Genomic DNA, 17903 nt, shown 5'->3' on the forward strand with positions numbered 1-17903 from the left:
ATAATTTTTACTGAAAAAACTTTCCAAATCAATCAAATCGTGTGATATCAATGCTTTGCAGTTTTAATTAGTCCTTAACATTAGAAAACACCCAAAATCGACACTCAAAATGGATTTTACCAAGGCCATAGAAATTTTACAATCCGGCGGAACAATTCTTTACCCGACTGATACCATCTGGGGAATCGGTTGCGATGCGACAAATCCGGAAGCCATTAAAAAGATTTTCGACATCAAAAAAAGAGAGCAAAACAAGTCGCTTATTATATTAGTAGACTCTGAAAAGCGATTACAGGATCTGGTGGACGTACCGGAAATGGCCTGGCAAATCATTGACCTCAGCGAAAAGCCTGTCACTATTGTTTACGAAAATCCGAAAAATCTCCCTAAAGAGCTATTAGCAGAAGACGGAAGCGTCGGCATCAGAATCGTAAAGAATGATAGCTGCAAAAAACTGATTACAAAACTTAACAGACCTTTGGTTTCAACCTCAGCCAATCTCAGCGGGCAAAAGTCCCCAATGAAATTCAGTGACATCTCCGGTGACATCAAAAATTCTGTTGACTATATAGTAGAAGACAATCAAGATAAAGTCTCCGAGTTTTCCGGGTCGTCTGTTATCAAAGTCTGGAATGACAATCAGATCAAGATTCTGAGGGAATAAAAAAAACCGGCGGATGACCTTTTTCAAGATCATCCGCCGGAAAAATAAACTATGAAAAAAAACTACTTTTTGTATTTATCTTAATCTCAAAAAGAATACCCGCAGCTATTTCCATAGCAAAATGTCTTATTTTTTACTCTCTGAATAAAAACAAAAGACAAAAAGTCCTGATTATCAGAAAATAAGATAAAACTTTAAAAACAATTATCTTTGCATCTTATTTAGAAGCCATATTTAATGGCCCACTTTCTTAATTTTAGCAATGTTTATCAATCTCAAACAAAATAAAAACCTTAAACTTTTCAAAATCATTTCTGAAGTCGCCGACAGAAACGGACAATCCGTTTACGCTGTGGGTGGATTCGTAAGAGACTTGCTGATGCAAAGAAAAGCACCAACCGACATCGATTTTGTAACGGAATCCAGCGGCATAGAACTCGCAGAGAGCATTGCGAAAGCAATTGATCCACAAACAAAAGTGACCGTTTTCAAAACTTACGGAACAGCAATGTTCAAGTACAGAGATCTGGAACTGGAGTTTGTAGGCGCAAGAAAAGAAAGCTACAGTGAAGATTCCAGAAAACCATCTGTAGAAAACGGTACGTTGGAAGATGACCAGAAACGCAGGGATTTTACGATCAATGCGATGGCAATTTCTCTTAACAAAGATAATTTTGGGGAATTGATCGATCCATTTGGTGGAATGCAGGATCTCTCCAACAAAATCCTTAAAACGCCTTTGGAACCTCATCAGACTTATTCTGACGATCCTCTGCGAATGATGAGAGCCATCAGATTTGCGGCAACTTTGGATTTTGAAATCGAAGACAATTCTATGCAAGCTATTAAGGATGAAGCCGAGCGAATCAAGATCGTTTCGATGGAACGGATTATGGTCGAATTCAATAAAATTATGCTTTCCGAACGACCTTCCAAAGGTCTAAAATTACTGGAAGAAACTTCACTTTTGCAATATATTTTACCCGAATTAACAGCCTTAAAAGGTATTGAAGACATCGACGGACAAACGCATAAAGATAATTTTTACCACACTCTGGAGGTGGTGGATAACATCTCTGAAAATACAGATAAGCTTTGGTTACGTTGGGCTGCTTTGCTCCACGATATTGGAAAAGCGCCAACCAAAAAGTTTGTTGAAGGAACAGGCTGGACTTTCCACGGACACGAATTTCTGGGTTCAAAAATGATAAAATCTATTTTTAAACGATTAAAACTTCCGCTTGGACAGGAACAGAAATATGTCGAAAAATTAGTCAGAATGCACGCCAGACCAGTTTCATTGATTACAGATGATGCTTCTGATTCGGCTTTGCGACGTCTGCTTTTTGATTCCGGTGAAGATCTGGAAGATCTTTTCACACTTTGCAAATCGGACATCACCACAAAAAATTATTCTAAGCAAAGTCGATTCAAGAAAAACTTTGAATATGTGGCGCAGAAAATAAAGGAAGTCGAAGAAAAAGATCAGGTAAGAAATTTCCAGCCACCCATTTCCGGAGAAGAGATTATGGAACTTTTCGGTTTGAAACCGGGACGAGAAATCGGGATTTTGAAAGAGAAAGTGAAAGAAGCGATTTTGGAAGGCGAGATCAAAAATGATAAAGATGAAGCCAGGGATTTTGTGATTTCGGAAGCAGAAAAATTGGGATTAACATTAGTAAACTAAAATGAACAAAGCAGAATTGATAAATCTTGTCCGACAGAGAGCATCGGAAAAAATCCGGAATTTTGAGAAACTAATCGCAGAAACTAGAGCGTCAAGCAACGACACCAAAAGTTCGATGGGCGATAAATACGAAACAGGAAGAGAAATGCTACAGCAGGAAATCAATAATTTGCAAGTTCAGCTGAATGAAGTTTTGAAGCAACAGGATTTTTTAAAGACAGTTCTCATAAAATCATCTGACAAGGCAGAAAAGGGAGCGATTGTAAAAACGGAAAAAGGTTTGTTTTTTATTTCAGTTTCTCTGGGCGAAATCACTTTTGAAAATCAAAAAATCATTTGTATTTCTCCTGAATCTCCTTTAGCAAAAGCGATGAACCGGAAACAAAAGAATGAAGTCTTTTCGATAAACAACATCAATCAAAAAATTGAAAATATCTGGTAAAAATTACCTTATTTTTGTAACTCACAAATCAACCTAATGCAAAACTACCTCGATTTACTTCAGCATATTTTAGATAACGGAACCGACAAAACCGACAGAACAGGAACGGGAACACGCAGTGTTTTTGGATATCAGCTGCGCTATGATTTGTCGAAAGGATTTCCTTTGGTGACAACAAAAAAGGTTCATTTGAAGTCTATTATTTATGAATTGCTTTGGTTCATCAAAGGTGATACGAATATCAAATATCTGACTGATAATGGCGTTTCAATCTGGAACGAATGGGCCGATGAAAACGGAGATCTAGGACCTGTTTACGGAGCACAATGGAGAAGCTGGAGCGGAGCCGACGGAAAAGTGGTTGACCAGTTTTCGGAAGTGATTGAGCAAATCAAGAAAAATCCGGATTCCAGAAGATTAATTGTTTCTGCCTGGAATGCTGCGGAAATCCCAAATATGGCTTTGGCACCCTGTCACGCTTTGTTTCAGTTTTATGTAGCAGATGGGAAATTGTCGCTTCAGTTGTATCAGAGAAGTGCCGATGTTTTTTTGGGAGTTCCTTTTAATATCGCAAGTTATGCGCTTCTTTTGATGATGGTTGCGCAGGTCACAGGGCTTGAAGTTGGCGATTATGTCCACACTTTTGGTGATGTTCATATTTATAACAATCATTTTGAGCAGGTTCTGAAACAGCTCTCAAGACAACCGAAACCTTTACCAATAATGAAACTAAATCCCGAAATCAAGGATATTTTTGACTTTGATTTTGAAGATTTTACGTTAGAAAATTATGATCCGCATCCTGGGATCAAAGCGCCCGTGGCGATATAAAACCAAGTGGGACTTTCCCACTTTTTTTGTAACAATTTCACAAAACAAACTACTTATCAAACTTTAAAATAAACAACGATACAAAAATTCGTAAGAATGAAAAAAATACTGATTGCTGCACTTTTCTTGAGTGCAATTTTTAATTCAAATATGACTTATGCGCAGACAGAAATTTCTGGCAGAACGATTCCTTACAGAGCAACTCACACTAAAACGACAGAACTGAAACACACCAAACTGAAAGTCAATTTCGATTATCAGAAAGAACAGATGAATGGCGAAGAATGGTTAACGGCAAGTCCGTTTTTCTATGCAACCAACGAATTGGTTCTTGACGCCAAAGGAATGTTGATTCACGAAGTAGCTCTGGACAAAAACGGCTCTAAGTCGCCTTTGAAGTATGATTATAAGAACGATGTTCTGAAGATTACACTGGATAAAACCTATCAGAAGAATCAGGATTACACGGTTTATATTAAATATACAGCGCGCCCTAATGAAGTAAAACAGGAAGGAAGCGCGGCAATCAGTGATGCGAAGGGTCTTTACTTCATTAATGCACAGGGCAAAGATCCGGACAAGCCTACTCAGATATGGACGCAGGGTGAGACCGAATCTTCTTCTGCCTGGTTCCCAACCATCGATAAATCCAACCAGAAGACAACGCAGGAAATATATATGACAGTTCCTGATAAGTACGTCACGCTTTCCAACGGAATCCTGAAAGATTCTCAAAAGGAATCAGGAAACCTTAGAACCGACCATTGGGTGATGGATAAAAGACACTCGACTTACTTATTCTTTATGGGTGTTGGAGATTATGCGATTGTAAAGGACAAATGGAGAAATATCCCTGTTGACTATTACATCGAGAAAGAATATGAGCCTTACGCCAAACAAATCTATGGCAACACGCCGGAGATGATTGAGTTCTTCTCAAAAAGATTAGGCTACGATTATCCTTGGGCAAAATACGCACAGATTTCCGGTAGAGATTATGTTTCCGGCGCCATGGAAAATACAACGGCAACACTTCACGGAAGTGACATTCTTCAAAAGCCAGGACAACTGATTGACGAAAATAAATGGGAAGATACCATTGCGCACGAGTTGTTCCACCATTGGTTTGGAGATCTAGTAACGGCAGAAAGCTGGAGTAACCTGACTGTGAATGAATCTTTTGCCAATTATTCAGAATATCTCTGGAACGAATATAAGTACGGGAAAGATCAGGCGGATTACCACCAAATGGAAGATGTGGATCATTACATTCATAATCCTGGAGATTTTAAAAAGGATTTGGTACGGTTTAATTACGCTTCCCGTGAAGATGTTTTTGATTTGGTAACCTATCAGAAAGGTGGCGGGATTCTTCATATGCTGAGAAATTATTTGGGTGATGATGCTTTCTTTGCCGGAATGAATGACTATCTGAAAACTTACGAATACGGTAATGCAGAAGCTCATCAATTAAGATTAGCATTCGAAAAGGTGTCCGGGAAGGATTTGAACTGGTTCTTTAATCAATGGTATTTCGGAAGCGGACATCCGAAACTGAATTACACTTACACATTCGAGCCTGTTAAGAAACAAGTGACTGTGGCTATCAATCAGTCTCAGGATCAGCCTTTCGAATTTCCTTTGGCGATCGATATCTATGACAACGGCAAGCCTGTGAGACAGAAGGTTTGGGTAGATGCCAAGGCGAAAAATACGTTTACTTTCGACGCTTCCAAGAATCCTGATCTGATCAATATCAATGCAGACGGAATCTTAGTAGCAGATGTTACAGAGACTAAAACACCTGAACAAAGTTTGCTACAGTTCACCGGTTCTAAAGAATACAAAAGCAAAGCTATCGCTCTAAGCAATATCAAAGAGGACGCCGGGAAAAACCCTGCAGCCATCAAATTGTTGGGTGCAGCAATAAAGGATCCTTTCTTCAGGATCAGAGAACAGGCTTTGGAATTGATAGATTTAACAAATCCGGATCAGATGAAAGCTTTGGGCACCGAGGTAGAAAAGTTAGCTGCCAACGATCCTAAAACACTGGTTCAGGCTGCGGCAATTTCCGCATTAGCGAAAACCAAAAATGCCAAATATTCGCCGGTTTTCGAGAAAGGTTTGAATGCCGTTTCCAATGCTGTGAAGGCTTCTTCCCTGGCAGGCATGGCAGAAATGGATCCGGCGAAAGCCGCCACTTCTATCGAGAAAATAGATTTGGATGGCGCATCGGATGATCTGATTTCAAAACTGCTGCCGATCATTGTAAAGAACAAAATCGAGAAACAGATGCCGGCCATCGGGCAAACGGTTGCCTTCTACCCTTTCATCAAATTCCAGGATCCTGTTTTAGGAAAATCTGCCGAGGAGGGTTACAACTGGATCATGAGTTCTGATAATCTGAAAGCAACGGAGAAAATCACCAAAGTTTTGGTTCAGGCCAAATCTCAGATGCCGGACAATCCGCAGATCAAAATGATGATAGGCCAAATGCTGAAAGACGGTCTTGCCAAAAAAATGGAAGTTCTGAAAAACAACCCGAACAGTCCAACCATCCACCAGCAGATTGACGCCATCAACAAGTCTATTGAAGCTTTTAAATAGAAAACCGGATATATTAGAAATCAAGGTACCGGTTCCGCATCAGATATAGATATCGAAAAAGCCATCTCAGCTGAGATGGCTTTTTTAATTAACCCCTGATTTAAAAATCCCGCAGACCAAATAATAAAAACACAAATGATTATGAAAGTAATCCTACCAATCAGTAGTATAAGATCTACGGGAAATTATTAACCAAAAAAACACCTAGCCCTTCTTCTGGAAAGTTGCCAGCTTCAGGGCATTCTTTATCATTATTCCGGGACGGAAAATAGCTTTCACGCTTTTGATACTTGCAGCCGTAACATTCTTTTCTTCAGCCTCACCTGTACTGGAGCCACTGGCCTGTAGCGTAAAATACTCACCTACATAGACGATCTTGCCATCGGCAATGTCCTGTGCAATTTTGTAAAATGTGGTTTCTAATACGGCCAGGATATCCGCCTTGGAAACAGTAGACATTTCAGCTGCATACTTTGCAAGATCTGCGAGTGTGGTTTTACCATCGCCAACGATGTTGGCATAATACTTTGCCTGCGCATTCAAATCTCTTGGATTTTTACGTGGCACAACATTGAATTTAATAGACATTGATTTATGTTTTTTGTTGTTTATCGTGGTAAAAATAAAAACTTAAATCATATAAACAAGCTAAATAAATTGATTTTTTTAACTTGTAGATAAAAATCTACAAATTGATTTAAAAACATCAAGTTGTTTTCATTAAAACGCCTTGATCTCTTCATTAAAACAACTTGATGCTTTTTATAAAACGTCTTGATCTTTTTTGTAAAACATCAAGACGTTTTAGCCTACCTCTGCGACCGCCCTATCCATCGGCTTTGCAGAGGGGCATTTTTTGAGCCGATTTTATTGATGCCGATGTGCAAAAATCACGTCACAAAAAAAAGTCATTAATAAAAAAACCATCAGATCTGATGGTTCTTGTAAGTTATAATTCCTGCAAAGGATCCCAGTAAAGTTTCTTAAAATCCCGGATCATCCCGCTGTCCTGTATGGTCACATTTTCCTTTTCCAGCCTTTCCCTGAAAGAAGAAACCGATAGCCTGCCGCCGGCGCCCACTACCCTGTGTGCGGGGACATCCTTCGGACACCCGCCCATGGCTTTCCCTACATGGCGGGAATGGTTGGGATAGCCGATGGCTTTTGCAATGGAACCATAGGTCGTGACTCTCCCCTTGGGGATGAGCCTGGTGATCTCATAGACCTGTTGTATAAATAAATTGTTCATCTTATCAGAATCCAAGAACCTTAAGCTTCAGCTGAATGGCAAAGTTATCTGCAAACTTATTGGTAGAATAATAGCCTACCCTGTAGAACAGCCCTAGATTGAACTTAGAACTCAGGAAATTGTTATTCTCCAGGCCGATCTCCTGATAAAGATGATCCAGCGGGCTGAACTCGAATTTGTGATACTCCGGGTTTTTCATATTCCCGATGATACCTTTATAAACAACATCGAAGCTGGAGGTATTCTTTCCTATACTTTTAAAATACCATGGTATGCGGTGGGTAAAGTAATAGCCGGCAAACTGGTCATTAAAGTATTTGCCGGAGGTCATCGTTGCAAAGCCAAGATAAGTCGTCAGGTTAAAGTTTGAGAATATGCTGTTTTCTCTGCTGGAGTCCAGGCCACCCATCTCGAACTGATGCCAAACGGGTGCATTCCCGGTGAAATAACCGCCATAGGCTCTTGTCCCTGTAACCCCGAGAACCGTGCGGAACTGATGGGTGTACAGAACATCGAAGCGGCTGTAATTGAGCTCGCCACCGAGACTTTTATAACCCTGCTCATAGTTAAGATAGACTTCCGGAAAATTCTGATCGAAGGTATATTTTCCGGATGGCGTCATGATATTTTTACTGTTTGGCGAGAACTTGATGGTTGCCAGTGAGCTGAAGTTATCAAAGCGGCCGGCACGGTTCATGAATTCATAATCAAAAACGGCTTCTTCCTTCTGCTTTTTTGCAGAAACATTGAGTGTGAGCGAATTGCTGAGGTCGATCTCATAGCCTGCCCGGAGTCCTTCATATTTATAATATTTATCATTCTGGATGGACATCCCGGAGTTCATTATAGTCATCCTTGCATTCCAAAGAAACTGACTGAACCGCCCTGAAGCTGCCACATCATTAAAATACTCAACCCGGAAGAACGAGTTGCGCTCCAGCGTGGTGCGCACATCCACACCGGCTCCGTATTTCCAGCCTCTGTCCTTGAAGCCATAAGCCACGTAAACATCCGGAGAGATGTACTTGTTGAATCTCTCATTCAGCTTAAAACCAGCGCCCAACCGGAATCCCTCGTACCGGTTATATTTGGTCTGCATAGGATCGATATCTACCATTCCTACCCTGATCTTGCCTCTCAGCAAGCCTGTAATAACCTTGGCTTTCTGATCGAGCTTGTACTTCTTCCCGATGCTGTCGATCTTTGTATAGGTCATTTTTTCACGCAGCGTGAGGCTGTCTGTCCTGTACTGATCCAGAAGTGAACCGTCGGCATTCTTTACACTCATCGTATAACCGCTGAATTGACTGGCCTGCAGCTCTACCGGTGTCTGGAAATCAAAATAGTCAGCCTTCATGTAAGCATAGTTCCCGAATTTTTTAATCTTATCCAGACGTGCCTTTTTCTCTTCTGCCGTTTCGTTTTCTTTCTTCTCCACTGTATCGAACGTAGAGGTTCCCATTTTTATCTTGAGGTTTTCGGATTTCAGGAACCATTTGTTATCGATCGGGATCCAGATGGAAGTGATGCTTCCGTCTGATTTTACTTTGCTGTTGCTCTCGATCTTTTTGATGGCATAGGTCTCTTTGTCAATATAGAGATATCCGTTATATTTTCTTCTGTTCACTGGTATTTTATAATCCACCTGCCTGAATCTGATGACATAGTTATCCCTTCCGTCTATATTGATCGAGTCGGTGAGAAAATATCTGTAAAGGCTTCTGTTCTCCGGTAAAACTTCTCTTGGAACTTTGTTCCTGTTCGATCTCAGAGTTATCATTTCATAGATCGGTTCCTTCAGTCCGGATATTCTGTTGTCCAATACATTGATCTTCTCACCATATTTTTTAGAATAAAGAAACTGTGTGGCACGCTCCCATAGAAACATTTTGCTTTCTGCAAAAACGCTCATGGATTTCTCACCTTCTACGGAATCTTTTTTTTCCTTTTCTTTTACAGGAAGCGTGCGGTTCGGAAGCTTTGCCAGGGAATCCTTTCTTGCCGTCATGAATCTCTTATAGTCATTTATACTATCCTGATCCAGATCAAATGACATCTTTTCATAAGACTTGTAGGAGTAAGAATCCAAAGCGTTGGGAGAATTCTGCCTGAAGTTTCTGAAAACTTTATCCAGGATTGCCAAAGCTTTCGGATCGCTTTCGTTGGTAAGTGTTACAGCCTCTATCTCTCTCGTCTTTGAATTTTCCTTGTCCAGGCTAATTTCCATGTTTTTGTCAACCACCACCTCATCACCGATAAAATGGCTGGCTTCCACATCTACTTTGCTACATCGGGTGGTAAAACTGGCCACACCGTTCTCATCGGTATGGGCGAGAAGTTTATCATTGCAATATATTTTTGCACCTTTGACAGGTCTATTGTCGTCTGATCTGTAAACCCGGATTGTGCTTTGTGAAAAGAACAGGGACGTATAAAAAAGAAATAAGGTAAAGTAGATTCTCATCATGATATGGATTAGTTTTGTATAGCAATAAGCATATATAATGACGCTTATTGTTATTGTTTTACAAACTTAAAACTTATATCAATAAAAAACATTCCAAAATGACCTGGAATGTTTAAAAAATAAAATAATGTTAAATTTGATAATTATTTCAATTCAAAGAAATTGATATTTGTATTACCATTTTCGAAATAAAGTCTGAGTTTGTTCTGACCTTTTGAGAGGTTGATGCCGTCTGCTGAAACAGTCTTCCAGTATTTCCCTGTTGGCGGCAATGCGATTGCAGACAATGTTTCTCCTGACTCTGATTTCAATTTTATCTGAGCGTTTTCATTAGAGTCATTATTATATCTGATTTCAATTTTATATTTTTTGCTCTGATTAACATTTAGCGTGTATTGCAGCCATTCCCCTTTTTCCGTTTTTCCTACAAAATAGCCGTTGCTGATTTTATCATCACAAGCAAAGATATCAACACCGTCGTTTCTCATTTTATTTCCCGAGTTCCATTCTGTATGTTTTCCGGAGCTTACCCACAGATTTTGATAGTCATTATCCAGATAAGCTTTTCCCATTCTTCCTAGGTCATATTCCGTTGCAAAAATCCGTCCGGGAGCCTTGTGATTTTTGTAAGGTTTCGTGGTATCGTCATTCACCTGCCGGAACATAGCGTCTATTACATCTTTCTTGACTTCTACATTTTCTATTTTGTAATTGTCAGCGATCTTCAGCAAAGCTTTTTTAGCCAGATCTTTACCCGGCTTTTCACCGCCATTTTTCCAGTAATCGAGAAGTTTCTGATATTCCGGGGTGATTTTCACACTTGTGACGCCTGCAATGTTGTCAATCTTCTTCATCGGCCAATAAGCATAACCTATGTTATTTTTCAATAACAACTGATTAAGTTCCGTAAACCACACATTGGAATTTTCTCCCGTTTCGCCCAACCAAACCGGAACATTAAGCTTGTGACGGATATCCAGAATATTCTGAATCGCTTCTGTTGAATTGTTTGTCCAATACTTATGAAAACTCAGAACCATACTATCATCCCAAAGCGGGATCAAACCATTATAGTTATTCCCCCATCCGTTTCCTTCTATAATGATAATGTGATTCTTGTCGACCTGCCTGATGGCTTCTGTGATATCTTTTTGCAGCTTCCAAAGCGGTGCATTGGACATCTCATCTGTTCCGTTCGGATTTTTCCCTGTGAATGGATAGTTGGGCTCATTGATCAGATCATAGCCGCCGATCCATTCTTTATCTTTATACCTTTCTGCGAGCTTTTTCCAGAGAGCAACTGTCTTTTTCTGATTGTCTTCATTTTCCCAAAGCGATGGCTTTGACTTGTCGTTATCAGAAATATTTTCGTCATTCCCTTGCCCGCCAGGCGCAGCATGAAGATCCAGGATGAGATAAATTTTGTTGTCCTCGCACCATTTCAGGAGATTGTCCGTCATCACAAAACCTTCCTCCAGCCAGGTATTTTGTCCTTTTACAGGTTCTTTTTCTATCGGCAAAGTGTAGAGATCATAATGCATCGGAAGTCTGATAGAATTGAAACCCCATTTTGCAAGGGAATCAATATCTTTTTTTGTGACACCGTTTTTCAGATATGCTTTGTAAAACTCATTTTTACCCTCTTCACCAGCCACTTCTGAGATTTTTTCCTTGATCTTGTATTGCGGTCCGGCAAAGTCAGCTGTTTTCAGCATATAACCTTCCTGTAGCATCCATCCTCCCAGACCAAGTCCCTTCAGATAGACATTGTCTCCTTTCTGATTTACAATTTTCTGTCCCTGAGACTTTAAAAAACCCTGAGCTGTCCCAAATTGAGACAATAAAAAAGCGCAAAATACGGCAGTTCTTATCATAATTTCATTTTGAACTAAGATAAGACTATTTTCTAAGCAGGCAAGTGATTTATAAAATAATATTGCAGATAAGAATTATAATAAGGAATTTTGCTGAACCGAATCAAACGAACTTCATGTTCTGAATCCGGACAGCATTCAGTATTGCGAGCAAAGCCACACCTACATCTGCAAAAACAGCTTCCCACATATTAGCCAGTCCGCCGGCTCCCAATATCAAAACAATTACTTTGACACCGAAAGCCAAACCTATATTCTGATAAACGATTTTTTTAGTTTCCTTTCCTATATTGATGGCGGTTGAGATTTTGGAAGGCTGATCGGTCTGGATTATGACATCCGCTGTTTCGATTGCCGCATCAGAACCGAGACCGCCCATCGCAATTCCAACATCGCTTAACGCAAGAACAGGCGCATCATTGATACCGTCTCCTACAAAAGCGACGATCTCTTTCGGGTTTTTTTTCAGACTTTCAAGCTTTTCAACTTTCCCTTCCGGAAGCAATCCGCCAAAAGCTACATCAACAGCTAACTTTTTAGCAATATTTTGAGTCAATGCATCTTTATCGCCGCTCAGCATCATTGTTTTGATTTGCTTTACTTTCAGGTTGCTGATTGCAACTTCTGCATCATGTTTTACTTCATCAGAAATTGTAAGGAAACCTTTGTATTCCTTATCAATTGCAAGAACAACAGTCGTTTCCACAATTTTATCCAATTCTTCGGGATATGGGATATCAAAACTTTTCAATAAACTTGTGTTTCCTGCAAGCACCTGCCTGCCATCAATTCTAGCTTTGATTCCTTTTCCGGAAATCTCTTCAACAGATTCAGGTGATTTGCTGGAAGGATAATACTGGGAAATTGCCTTTGCAATAGGATGTGTAGAATGACTCTCGAGTGATGATAAGACCGACAGAAACTCTTCTTTCGAAATATTGTCAGGAATAATGTCCTGCACTTTGAAAACACCTTTGGTTAAAGTTCCGGTCTTGTCCATCACCACAGTTGTAACGTTGGCAATAATGTCCAAAAAGTTGGATCCTTTGAACAAAATCCCGTTCCGGGAGGCGGCTCCGATTCCGCCAAAATAACCCAAAGGAATCGAGATCACCAAAGCACAAGGACAGGAAATCACAAGAAAAACCAATCCTCTGTAGAGCCATTCTTTGAAAATATAATTTTCTACGAATAAATAGGGGATCAATGTTATCAGGACTGCGAGAAAAAAAACAACCGGTGTATAAACTTTTGCAAATCTTCTGATGAACAGCTCGGTTCTAGCTTTTCTGGAACTTGCATCCTGAACCATTTGCAGAATCCTTACAATCGAACTGTTTTCGAACAGCTTTGTTGTTTCAACTTCTATAACCTGATCCAGATTCAGCATTCCGGCAAGGACTTCTTCTGATTTCTGAATCGATGACGGTCTACTTTCGCCGGTTAAAGCAGAGGTGTTGATACTTGCTTTCTCTGACAGCAAAATTCCATCCAGCGGAATTTTTTCTCCGGCTTTAACTTGAATCTTTTCTCCGATTTTAACATCTTCCGGAGCTATTGTCTTCCAGTTTCCTTCCTGAAAAACCGTGGCTTCTCTCGGACGGACATCCAGTAAGGATTTGATATTATTTCTTGCCCTGCTCACGGCAGATTCCTGGAACATTTCTCCTATTGTATAAAACAACATAACAGCGACACCTTCGGGAAATTCGCCTAATGCGAATGCGCCTATTGTAGCAATTCCCATTAACGAAAACTCATTGAAAAAATCCAGTTTCCCGGCTAATTCAAATGCTTCCCTGAACACTGAAAAGGCAACTAATATATAAGACACAAAATACCAGCCCAACCGAAGCCAAACATTACCTGTAAACCAGTCTGCCTTGATCCAGAAATCCAAAATCAATCCTGAGAAAAAAATGACGAGACTGATTATTAAACCGATTTTCGAACTGCCATGATTATGGTTGTGCTCTTCGTTATTATGCTGATGAGAATGTTGTTGTTTTTTAGTATCCGTTTCGCAACATCCGCTGCTACAATTCGCCATATTTATAATGTTTCTAAACAAAGTTACGATTTTATTAAATGTGCTGTCCCATTTCCGGATATGATTTTTGTGCCAAAACATGATTACTGGCGCAGTTACATAAGGGATAGTAACGGAAATTTTTTTAGGGGAATGGCAAAATCGCCAGGAAAAAAAGATTGTAGTGGATAGCCCGGACCCGAGGTGTGGAAAAAGCACTGGCGAGAGATACGCCCAAAAATGAAATTAATTCTGAGATTGTATTGCAGTTATGAAAATTATTTTTATTTTTGCAACCTGTTAATCAACCTCTGACGAAAGACGTGAACGTTGTTTAGCTAGGCAAAACAAATTTTTTTTATAAAAAATGGATTTAGTTAAGTACGTACAGGACAAGTACATTACAAAAAAAGAATTCCCAGAATTCAAAGCAGGTGACACGATCACTGTTTACACAGAAATTAAAGAAGGTAACAAAACCAGAACACAGTTTTTCAAAGGAACTGTGATCCAACTAAGAGGAACTGGTGCTACAAAAACTTTCACTATCAGAAAAATGAGCGGTGATGTTGGTGTAGAAAGAGTTTTTCCAATCAACATGCCTGCGCTTCAGAAAATAGAAGTGAACAGACAAGGTAAAGTGAGAAGAGCGAGAATCTACTATTTCAGAGACCTTAGAGGGAAGAAAGCTAGAATCAAGGATAAGTCTTACGCTAAGAAATAATCCTGAGCCATCTCAGAAAAATATAAAACCAGCAATATTTGCTGGTTTTTTTGTTTTTAGAATGTTAAGGTTTAAATTAAATAACGCCCAGATCTTTTCCAACTTTCTCAAAAGCTCCAATCGCTTTATCCAGATGTTCCCTTGTATGCGCTGCGGAAAGCTGAACCCTGATCCGAGCTTTACCTTTCGGAACAACAGGATAAAAGAATCCAATAACATAAATACCTTCTGACAAAAGTTTTTCTGCCATTTCCTGTGCCAATTTTGCGTCGTATAACATGACCGGAACGATCGCAGCATCACCATCCGGAATATCAAAACCTTTTGCTTTCATTTCCTTTCGGAAATAGTCTGCATTTTGCATTACTTTATCTCTCAGGGACGTATCTTCTGAAATCATATCCAAAACTTTGGAAGCCGCACCCACAATTCCCGGAGCAAGTGAATTGGAGAAAAGATATGGACGGGAACGTTGTCTAAGCATATCAATGATTTCCCTTTTGCCGGAAGTGAATCCACCTAATGCGCCACCTAAAGCTTTTCCTAAAGTTGATGTGATAATGTCTACTCTACCGATAACGCCATTGGCTTCGTGTGTTCCTCGTCCTGTTTTACCGATAAATCCCGTTGCATGCGAATCATCAACCATGACCAAAGCATCATATTTATCCGCTAGATCACAAACACCTTTCAAATCTGCAACGATGCCGTCCATAGAAAAAACGCCGTCGGTAACGATGATTCTGAACCTGTGCTTTTTTTCGGAAGCGGCAATTAGCTGAGTTTCCAAATCCTTCATATTGTTGTTTTTATAGCGGTAACGGGCAGCTTTGCAAAGACGTACACCATCGATAATGGAAGCATGGTTCAGCTCATCAGAAATGATCGCGTCTTCTTCTGAAAACAAAGGTTCGAAAACACCGCCATTTGCATCAAAACAAGCTGCATACAGAATAGTGTCTTCCATTCCGAGGAATTTGGAAATTTTTTCTTCCAGATTTTTATGAATATCCTGGGTTCCACAAATAAAACGAACCGACGACATCCCATAACCATGAGAAGCTATTGCATCCTGTGAGGCTTTAATAACTGCAGAATGATTGGACAATCCCAGATAGTTATTCGCACAAAAATTTAGAAGCTTTTTCCCTGAGACTTCTATCTCTGCACTTTGCTGCGATATGATAATTCTTTCTTTTTTATAAAGACCTTCGTTTTCTATGTTGGTGAGTTCATTCTGAATGTTCTCAAGAAATTTTTGTGATATCATTTTATTGAATTTCGATTTTAACAAAAATAAAAAAAGCACATCAATTGAGTGCTTTTTTTAACTTTTTTATGTTTTGGTTATATTGAATTTATTCTTTAATGATTTTAAAAGACTGGTCATTAAATTTCAAAATATAATTTCCTTTAGCAAAATTTGAAATACTGATTTCAGAATCTTTATTTGCAGTTCCTTTCTTGATTAATTTACCATCAACAGAAAATATTTCGTAGTCTGTAGCTTTTTCCAAACCTGTAATTTTGATGAATGATTTTGCCGGATTTGGATAAACATTCAGCTTTTCTTTGCTGATATCAGTCACGGCTAATGTATTATCTTTTGTAACGGTAGAACCTTTTGTAATGATTTGATTTTCATAATTGAATGTTACATTGGTCACGGTAAACCCAACGTCTTGCGTAAAATACTGATTGTTGGACGTATGATTTAATACAAAATAAGCGGTCTGACCACCTGAACCTGAAACCCTGATCGGAAGCGGCATTTCAAAAAAACTAACAGTAGAGCTACTTCTTGTCTGCCCAACCCGGAAAGTCAATTTTTTAGAAGCCGAATTCTGGGTCCATCTGATCTGGTAACTGGGATAACCTTCTCCATAGATCCAGTCTTTGAAAAACTCTGTAAAATCTTTTCCGGTATAGGCGCTTAGAAAATCTCTAAAATCATTAGTTTTGACATAATTGTAGGCAAAGGCCGGATTGTCTTGGTATGCTTTAATAGCCGAATAGAATTGGTCTTCACCAAGAATCCATTTGATCATTCGTAAAACAAATCCACCTTTAGCATAAGTTAATCTACCATCAAAAACTCTCCCTATATTACTCAACCCAGAATCAGGTACATAAACACTTCCACCTGGGTCACTGGTAATATCACTAATTTCGCCTGCGAGATAATTTTGAAACTGAGCAGGACTCATCAATAATTTTTCATAAGTCAAATGTTCTCCGAATGTCGCAAAACCTTCGTTGAGCCAGATATCGTTCCACGCTCCACACGTCAGCTTGTCACCGAACCATTGATGCGCCAACTCATGGCATATAAGCCCTTCGCCAAAATTGACCATCGAGGTCATTGTAGCATGCTCCATACCTCCACCCCAATTGAATTGCATGTGCCCGTACTTCTCATTCCTGTACGGATAAAGCCCGAATTTATCTTCAAAATTCTGCATGCAGCTTGTCGTCCAGTCCAGGCTTGCCTGTGTATTTGCAGTTGCATATTCGGGGTATACATAATTCAGGAAAGGAAAAGAACTGCCTGTAGTGGTAATGGTAGAATTCATCTTTGTATAATTCGCAATTCCTAAAGCAAAAAGATAGGCCGGAATTGGGTAATTGGTTTGCCAATAGGTAAGTTTTTTACCATTAGATAAAATAGTTTCAGACATCAGCTTTCCATTTGACCCTACAGTATACTCAGAAGGCGTGGTCACCTTGACGTCCATCTTTTCTATTTTGTCATTCATGCTTTGTTTTGTTGGCCACCAGCCTTTTGCACCATAAGGCTCAGATAAAGTTGCCAATACAGGATCGCCAGCAGGTGTAAATCCAGCTTCAAAACTGGCGAATGCACCACTGCTATCAGGAACGCCACTATAAGTGATAGCCAAGGAGTCTTTTACATTGGCAGCGATTGGTACAGGAAAATTAATTTTAATTTCATCTGTATTTAACTGCTGAAAAGTCAGATTCTGACCATGATATTTAACATTAGAAACCGTAAGGTTCTTTGCGAGATCAAAATAAATACTACTGGAATTTGATAACATCTTGAAATGTGAAGTCATCGTTCCAGAGACAAACTGCTCTGTGGGATCAAGATCCAATTCCATTCTTACATACTGTAAATCATAATTCAATGTGTTGGGATTAACATTATAATCAAGGATTGATCGGGAAGCTGCTTTTTTTTCAGATTCTATCAGCCCTTTTCTGTCAATATTATGATTCTGACCAAATAAGTTACCAATTGTTACAAACAAAACCAGTAAATTATAAAATTGTTTCATTATTATAAATTTGATTCAAATCTACAAAAA

13 protein-coding genes are annotated in these 17903 nt (G+C 39.4%); 6 read left to right on the plus strand and 7 right to left on the minus strand.

Features of this window, described 5'->3' with window-relative positions:
* Positions 1-109 precede the first annotated feature (109 nt).
* From BUA97_RS13170 to BUA97_RS13190, 5 genes are all read left to right on the plus strand, one after another.
* On the plus strand, positions 110-664 hold the full coding sequence (locus tag BUA97_RS13170) for an L-threonylcarbamoyladenylate synthase (protein ID WP_072998990.1): 555 nt from the start codon (positions 110-112) through the stop codon (positions 662-664).
* 262 nt (positions 665-926) lie between these two features.
* On the plus strand, positions 927-2351 hold the full coding sequence (locus BUA97_RS13175; protein ID WP_072998992.1) for a CCA tRNA nucleotidyltransferase: 1425 nt from the start codon (positions 927-929) through the stop codon (positions 2349-2351).
* Between the two features lies 1 nt (position 2352).
* Positions 2353-2793, plus strand: coding sequence for a hypothetical protein (locus BUA97_RS13180; protein WP_072998995.1), 441 nt, complete (start codon positions 2353-2355; stop codon positions 2791-2793).
* Positions 2794-2829: 36 nt separating this feature from the next.
* Positions 2830-3624 carry a thymidylate synthase gene (locus BUA97_RS13185; RefSeq protein ID WP_072998998.1) on the plus strand — a complete coding sequence of 265 codons (795 nt, stop codon included), beginning with the start codon at positions 2830-2832 and terminating at the stop codon, positions 3622-3624.
* Between the two features lie 96 nt (positions 3625-3720).
* A complete protein-coding gene (locus BUA97_RS13190; protein ID WP_072999000.1) occupies positions 3721-6231 on the plus strand; it encodes a M1 family metallopeptidase in 2511 nt (836 codons plus the stop codon).
* A 204-nt stretch (positions 6232-6435) separates the two neighbouring features.
* Here BUA97_RS13190 and BUA97_RS13195 read toward each other — a convergent pair whose 3' ends face one another.
* The 5 genes from BUA97_RS13195 to BUA97_RS13215 form a co-directional block, all read right to left on the minus strand.
* Positions 6436-6819: an HU family DNA-binding protein gene (locus tag BUA97_RS13195; protein WP_072999002.1), complete on the minus strand. Its 384-nt coding sequence runs from the start codon at positions 6817-6819 to the stop codon at positions 6436-6438.
* Positions 6820-7180: 361 nt separating this feature from the next.
* Positions 7181-7480 carry an MGMT family protein gene (locus BUA97_RS13200; protein WP_072999414.1) on the minus strand — a complete coding sequence of 100 codons (300 nt, stop codon included), beginning with the start codon at positions 7478-7480 and terminating at the stop codon, positions 7181-7183.
* 4 nt (positions 7481-7484) lie between these two features.
* On the minus strand, positions 7485-9947 hold the full coding sequence (locus BUA97_RS13205) for a DUF5686 family protein (protein WP_072999004.1): 2463 nt from the start codon (positions 9945-9947) through the stop codon (positions 7485-7487).
* Between the two features lie 143 nt (positions 9948-10090).
* Positions 10091-11821, minus strand: a complete 1731-nt coding sequence (locus BUA97_RS13210; protein WP_072999007.1) for a cellulase family glycosylhydrolase — start codon at positions 11819-11821, stop codon at positions 10091-10093.
* Positions 11822-11924: 103 nt separating this feature from the next.
* On the minus strand, positions 11925-13871 hold the full coding sequence (locus BUA97_RS13215; protein WP_072999009.1) for a heavy metal translocating P-type ATPase: 1947 nt from the start codon (positions 13869-13871) through the stop codon (positions 11925-11927).
* Positions 13872-14217: 346 nt separating this feature from the next.
* Between BUA97_RS13215 and rplS the strand changes: the two genes are divergently transcribed.
* The gene (rplS, locus tag BUA97_RS13220) at positions 14218-14574 is read left to right on the plus strand and encodes a 50S ribosomal protein L19 (protein WP_072999011.1); all 357 of its coding nucleotides are present in this window, start codon (positions 14218-14220) and stop codon (positions 14572-14574) included.
* A 76-nt stretch (positions 14575-14650) separates the two neighbouring features.
* Here rplS and kbl read toward each other — a convergent pair whose 3' ends face one another.
* Complete coding sequence (kbl, locus tag BUA97_RS13225; protein ID WP_072999013.1) at positions 14651-15844, minus strand: glycine C-acetyltransferase; 1194 nt, start codon at positions 15842-15844, stop codon at positions 14651-14653.
* A gap of 88 nt (positions 15845-15932) precedes the next feature.
* Positions 15933-17873, minus strand: coding sequence for a M1 family aminopeptidase (locus BUA97_RS13230; protein ID WP_072999016.1), 1941 nt, complete (start codon positions 17871-17873; stop codon positions 15933-15935).
* Positions 17874-17903 lie beyond the last annotated feature (30 nt).

It is taken from the genome of Epilithonimonas mollis (genome assembly GCF_900142325.1).
Taxonomy (GTDB): Bacteria; Bacteroidota; Bacteroidia; order Flavobacteriales; family Weeksellaceae; genus Epilithonimonas; species Epilithonimonas mollis.

What these genes read in the sequence shown, in the direction of transcription:
- BUA97_RS13170 (WP_072998990.1), top strand. Translation starts at nt 110, where the DNA reads ATGGATTTTACCAAGGCCATAGAAATTTTACAATCCGGCGGAACAATT.
- BUA97_RS13175 (WP_072998992.1), top strand. Translation starts at nt 927, where the DNA reads ATGTTTATCAATCTCAAACAAAATAAAAACCTTAAACTTTTCAAAATC.
- BUA97_RS13180 (WP_072998995.1), top strand. Translation starts at nt 2,353, where the DNA reads ATGAACAAAGCAGAATTGATAAATCTTGTCCGACAGAGAGCATCGGAA.
- BUA97_RS13185 (WP_072998998.1), top strand. Translation starts at nt 2,830, where the DNA reads ATGCAAAACTACCTCGATTTACTTCAGCATATTTTAGATAACGGAACC.
- BUA97_RS13190 (WP_072999000.1), top strand. Translation starts at nt 3,721, where the DNA reads ATGAAAAAAATACTGATTGCTGCACTTTTCTTGAGTGCAATTTTTAAT.
- BUA97_RS13195 (WP_072999002.1), bottom strand. Translation starts at nt 6,819, where the DNA reads ATGTCTATTAAATTCAATGTTGTGCCACGTAAAAATCCAAGAGATTTG.
- BUA97_RS13200 (WP_072999414.1), bottom strand. Translation starts at nt 7,480, where the DNA reads ATGAACAATTTATTTATACAACAGGTCTATGAGATCACCAGGCTCATC.
- BUA97_RS13205 (WP_072999004.1), bottom strand. Translation starts at nt 9,947, where the DNA reads ATGATGAGAATCTACTTTACCTTATTTCTTTTTTATACGTCCCTGTTC.
- BUA97_RS13210 (WP_072999007.1), bottom strand. Translation starts at nt 11,821, where the DNA reads ATGATAAGAACTGCCGTATTTTGCGCTTTTTTATTGTCTCAATTTGGG.
- BUA97_RS13215 (WP_072999009.1), bottom strand. Translation starts at nt 13,871, where the DNA reads ATGGCGAATTGTAGCAGCGGATGTTGCGAAACGGATACTAAAAAACAA.
- rplS (WP_072999011.1), top strand. Translation starts at nt 14,218, where the DNA reads ATGGATTTAGTTAAGTACGTACAGGACAAGTACATTACAAAAAAAGAA.
- kbl (WP_072999013.1), bottom strand. Translation starts at nt 15,844, where the DNA reads ATGATATCACAAAAATTTCTTGAGAACATTCAGAATGAACTCACCAAC.
- BUA97_RS13230 (WP_072999016.1), bottom strand. Translation starts at nt 17,873, where the DNA reads ATGAAACAATTTTATAATTTACTGGTTTTGTTTGTAACAATTGGTAAC.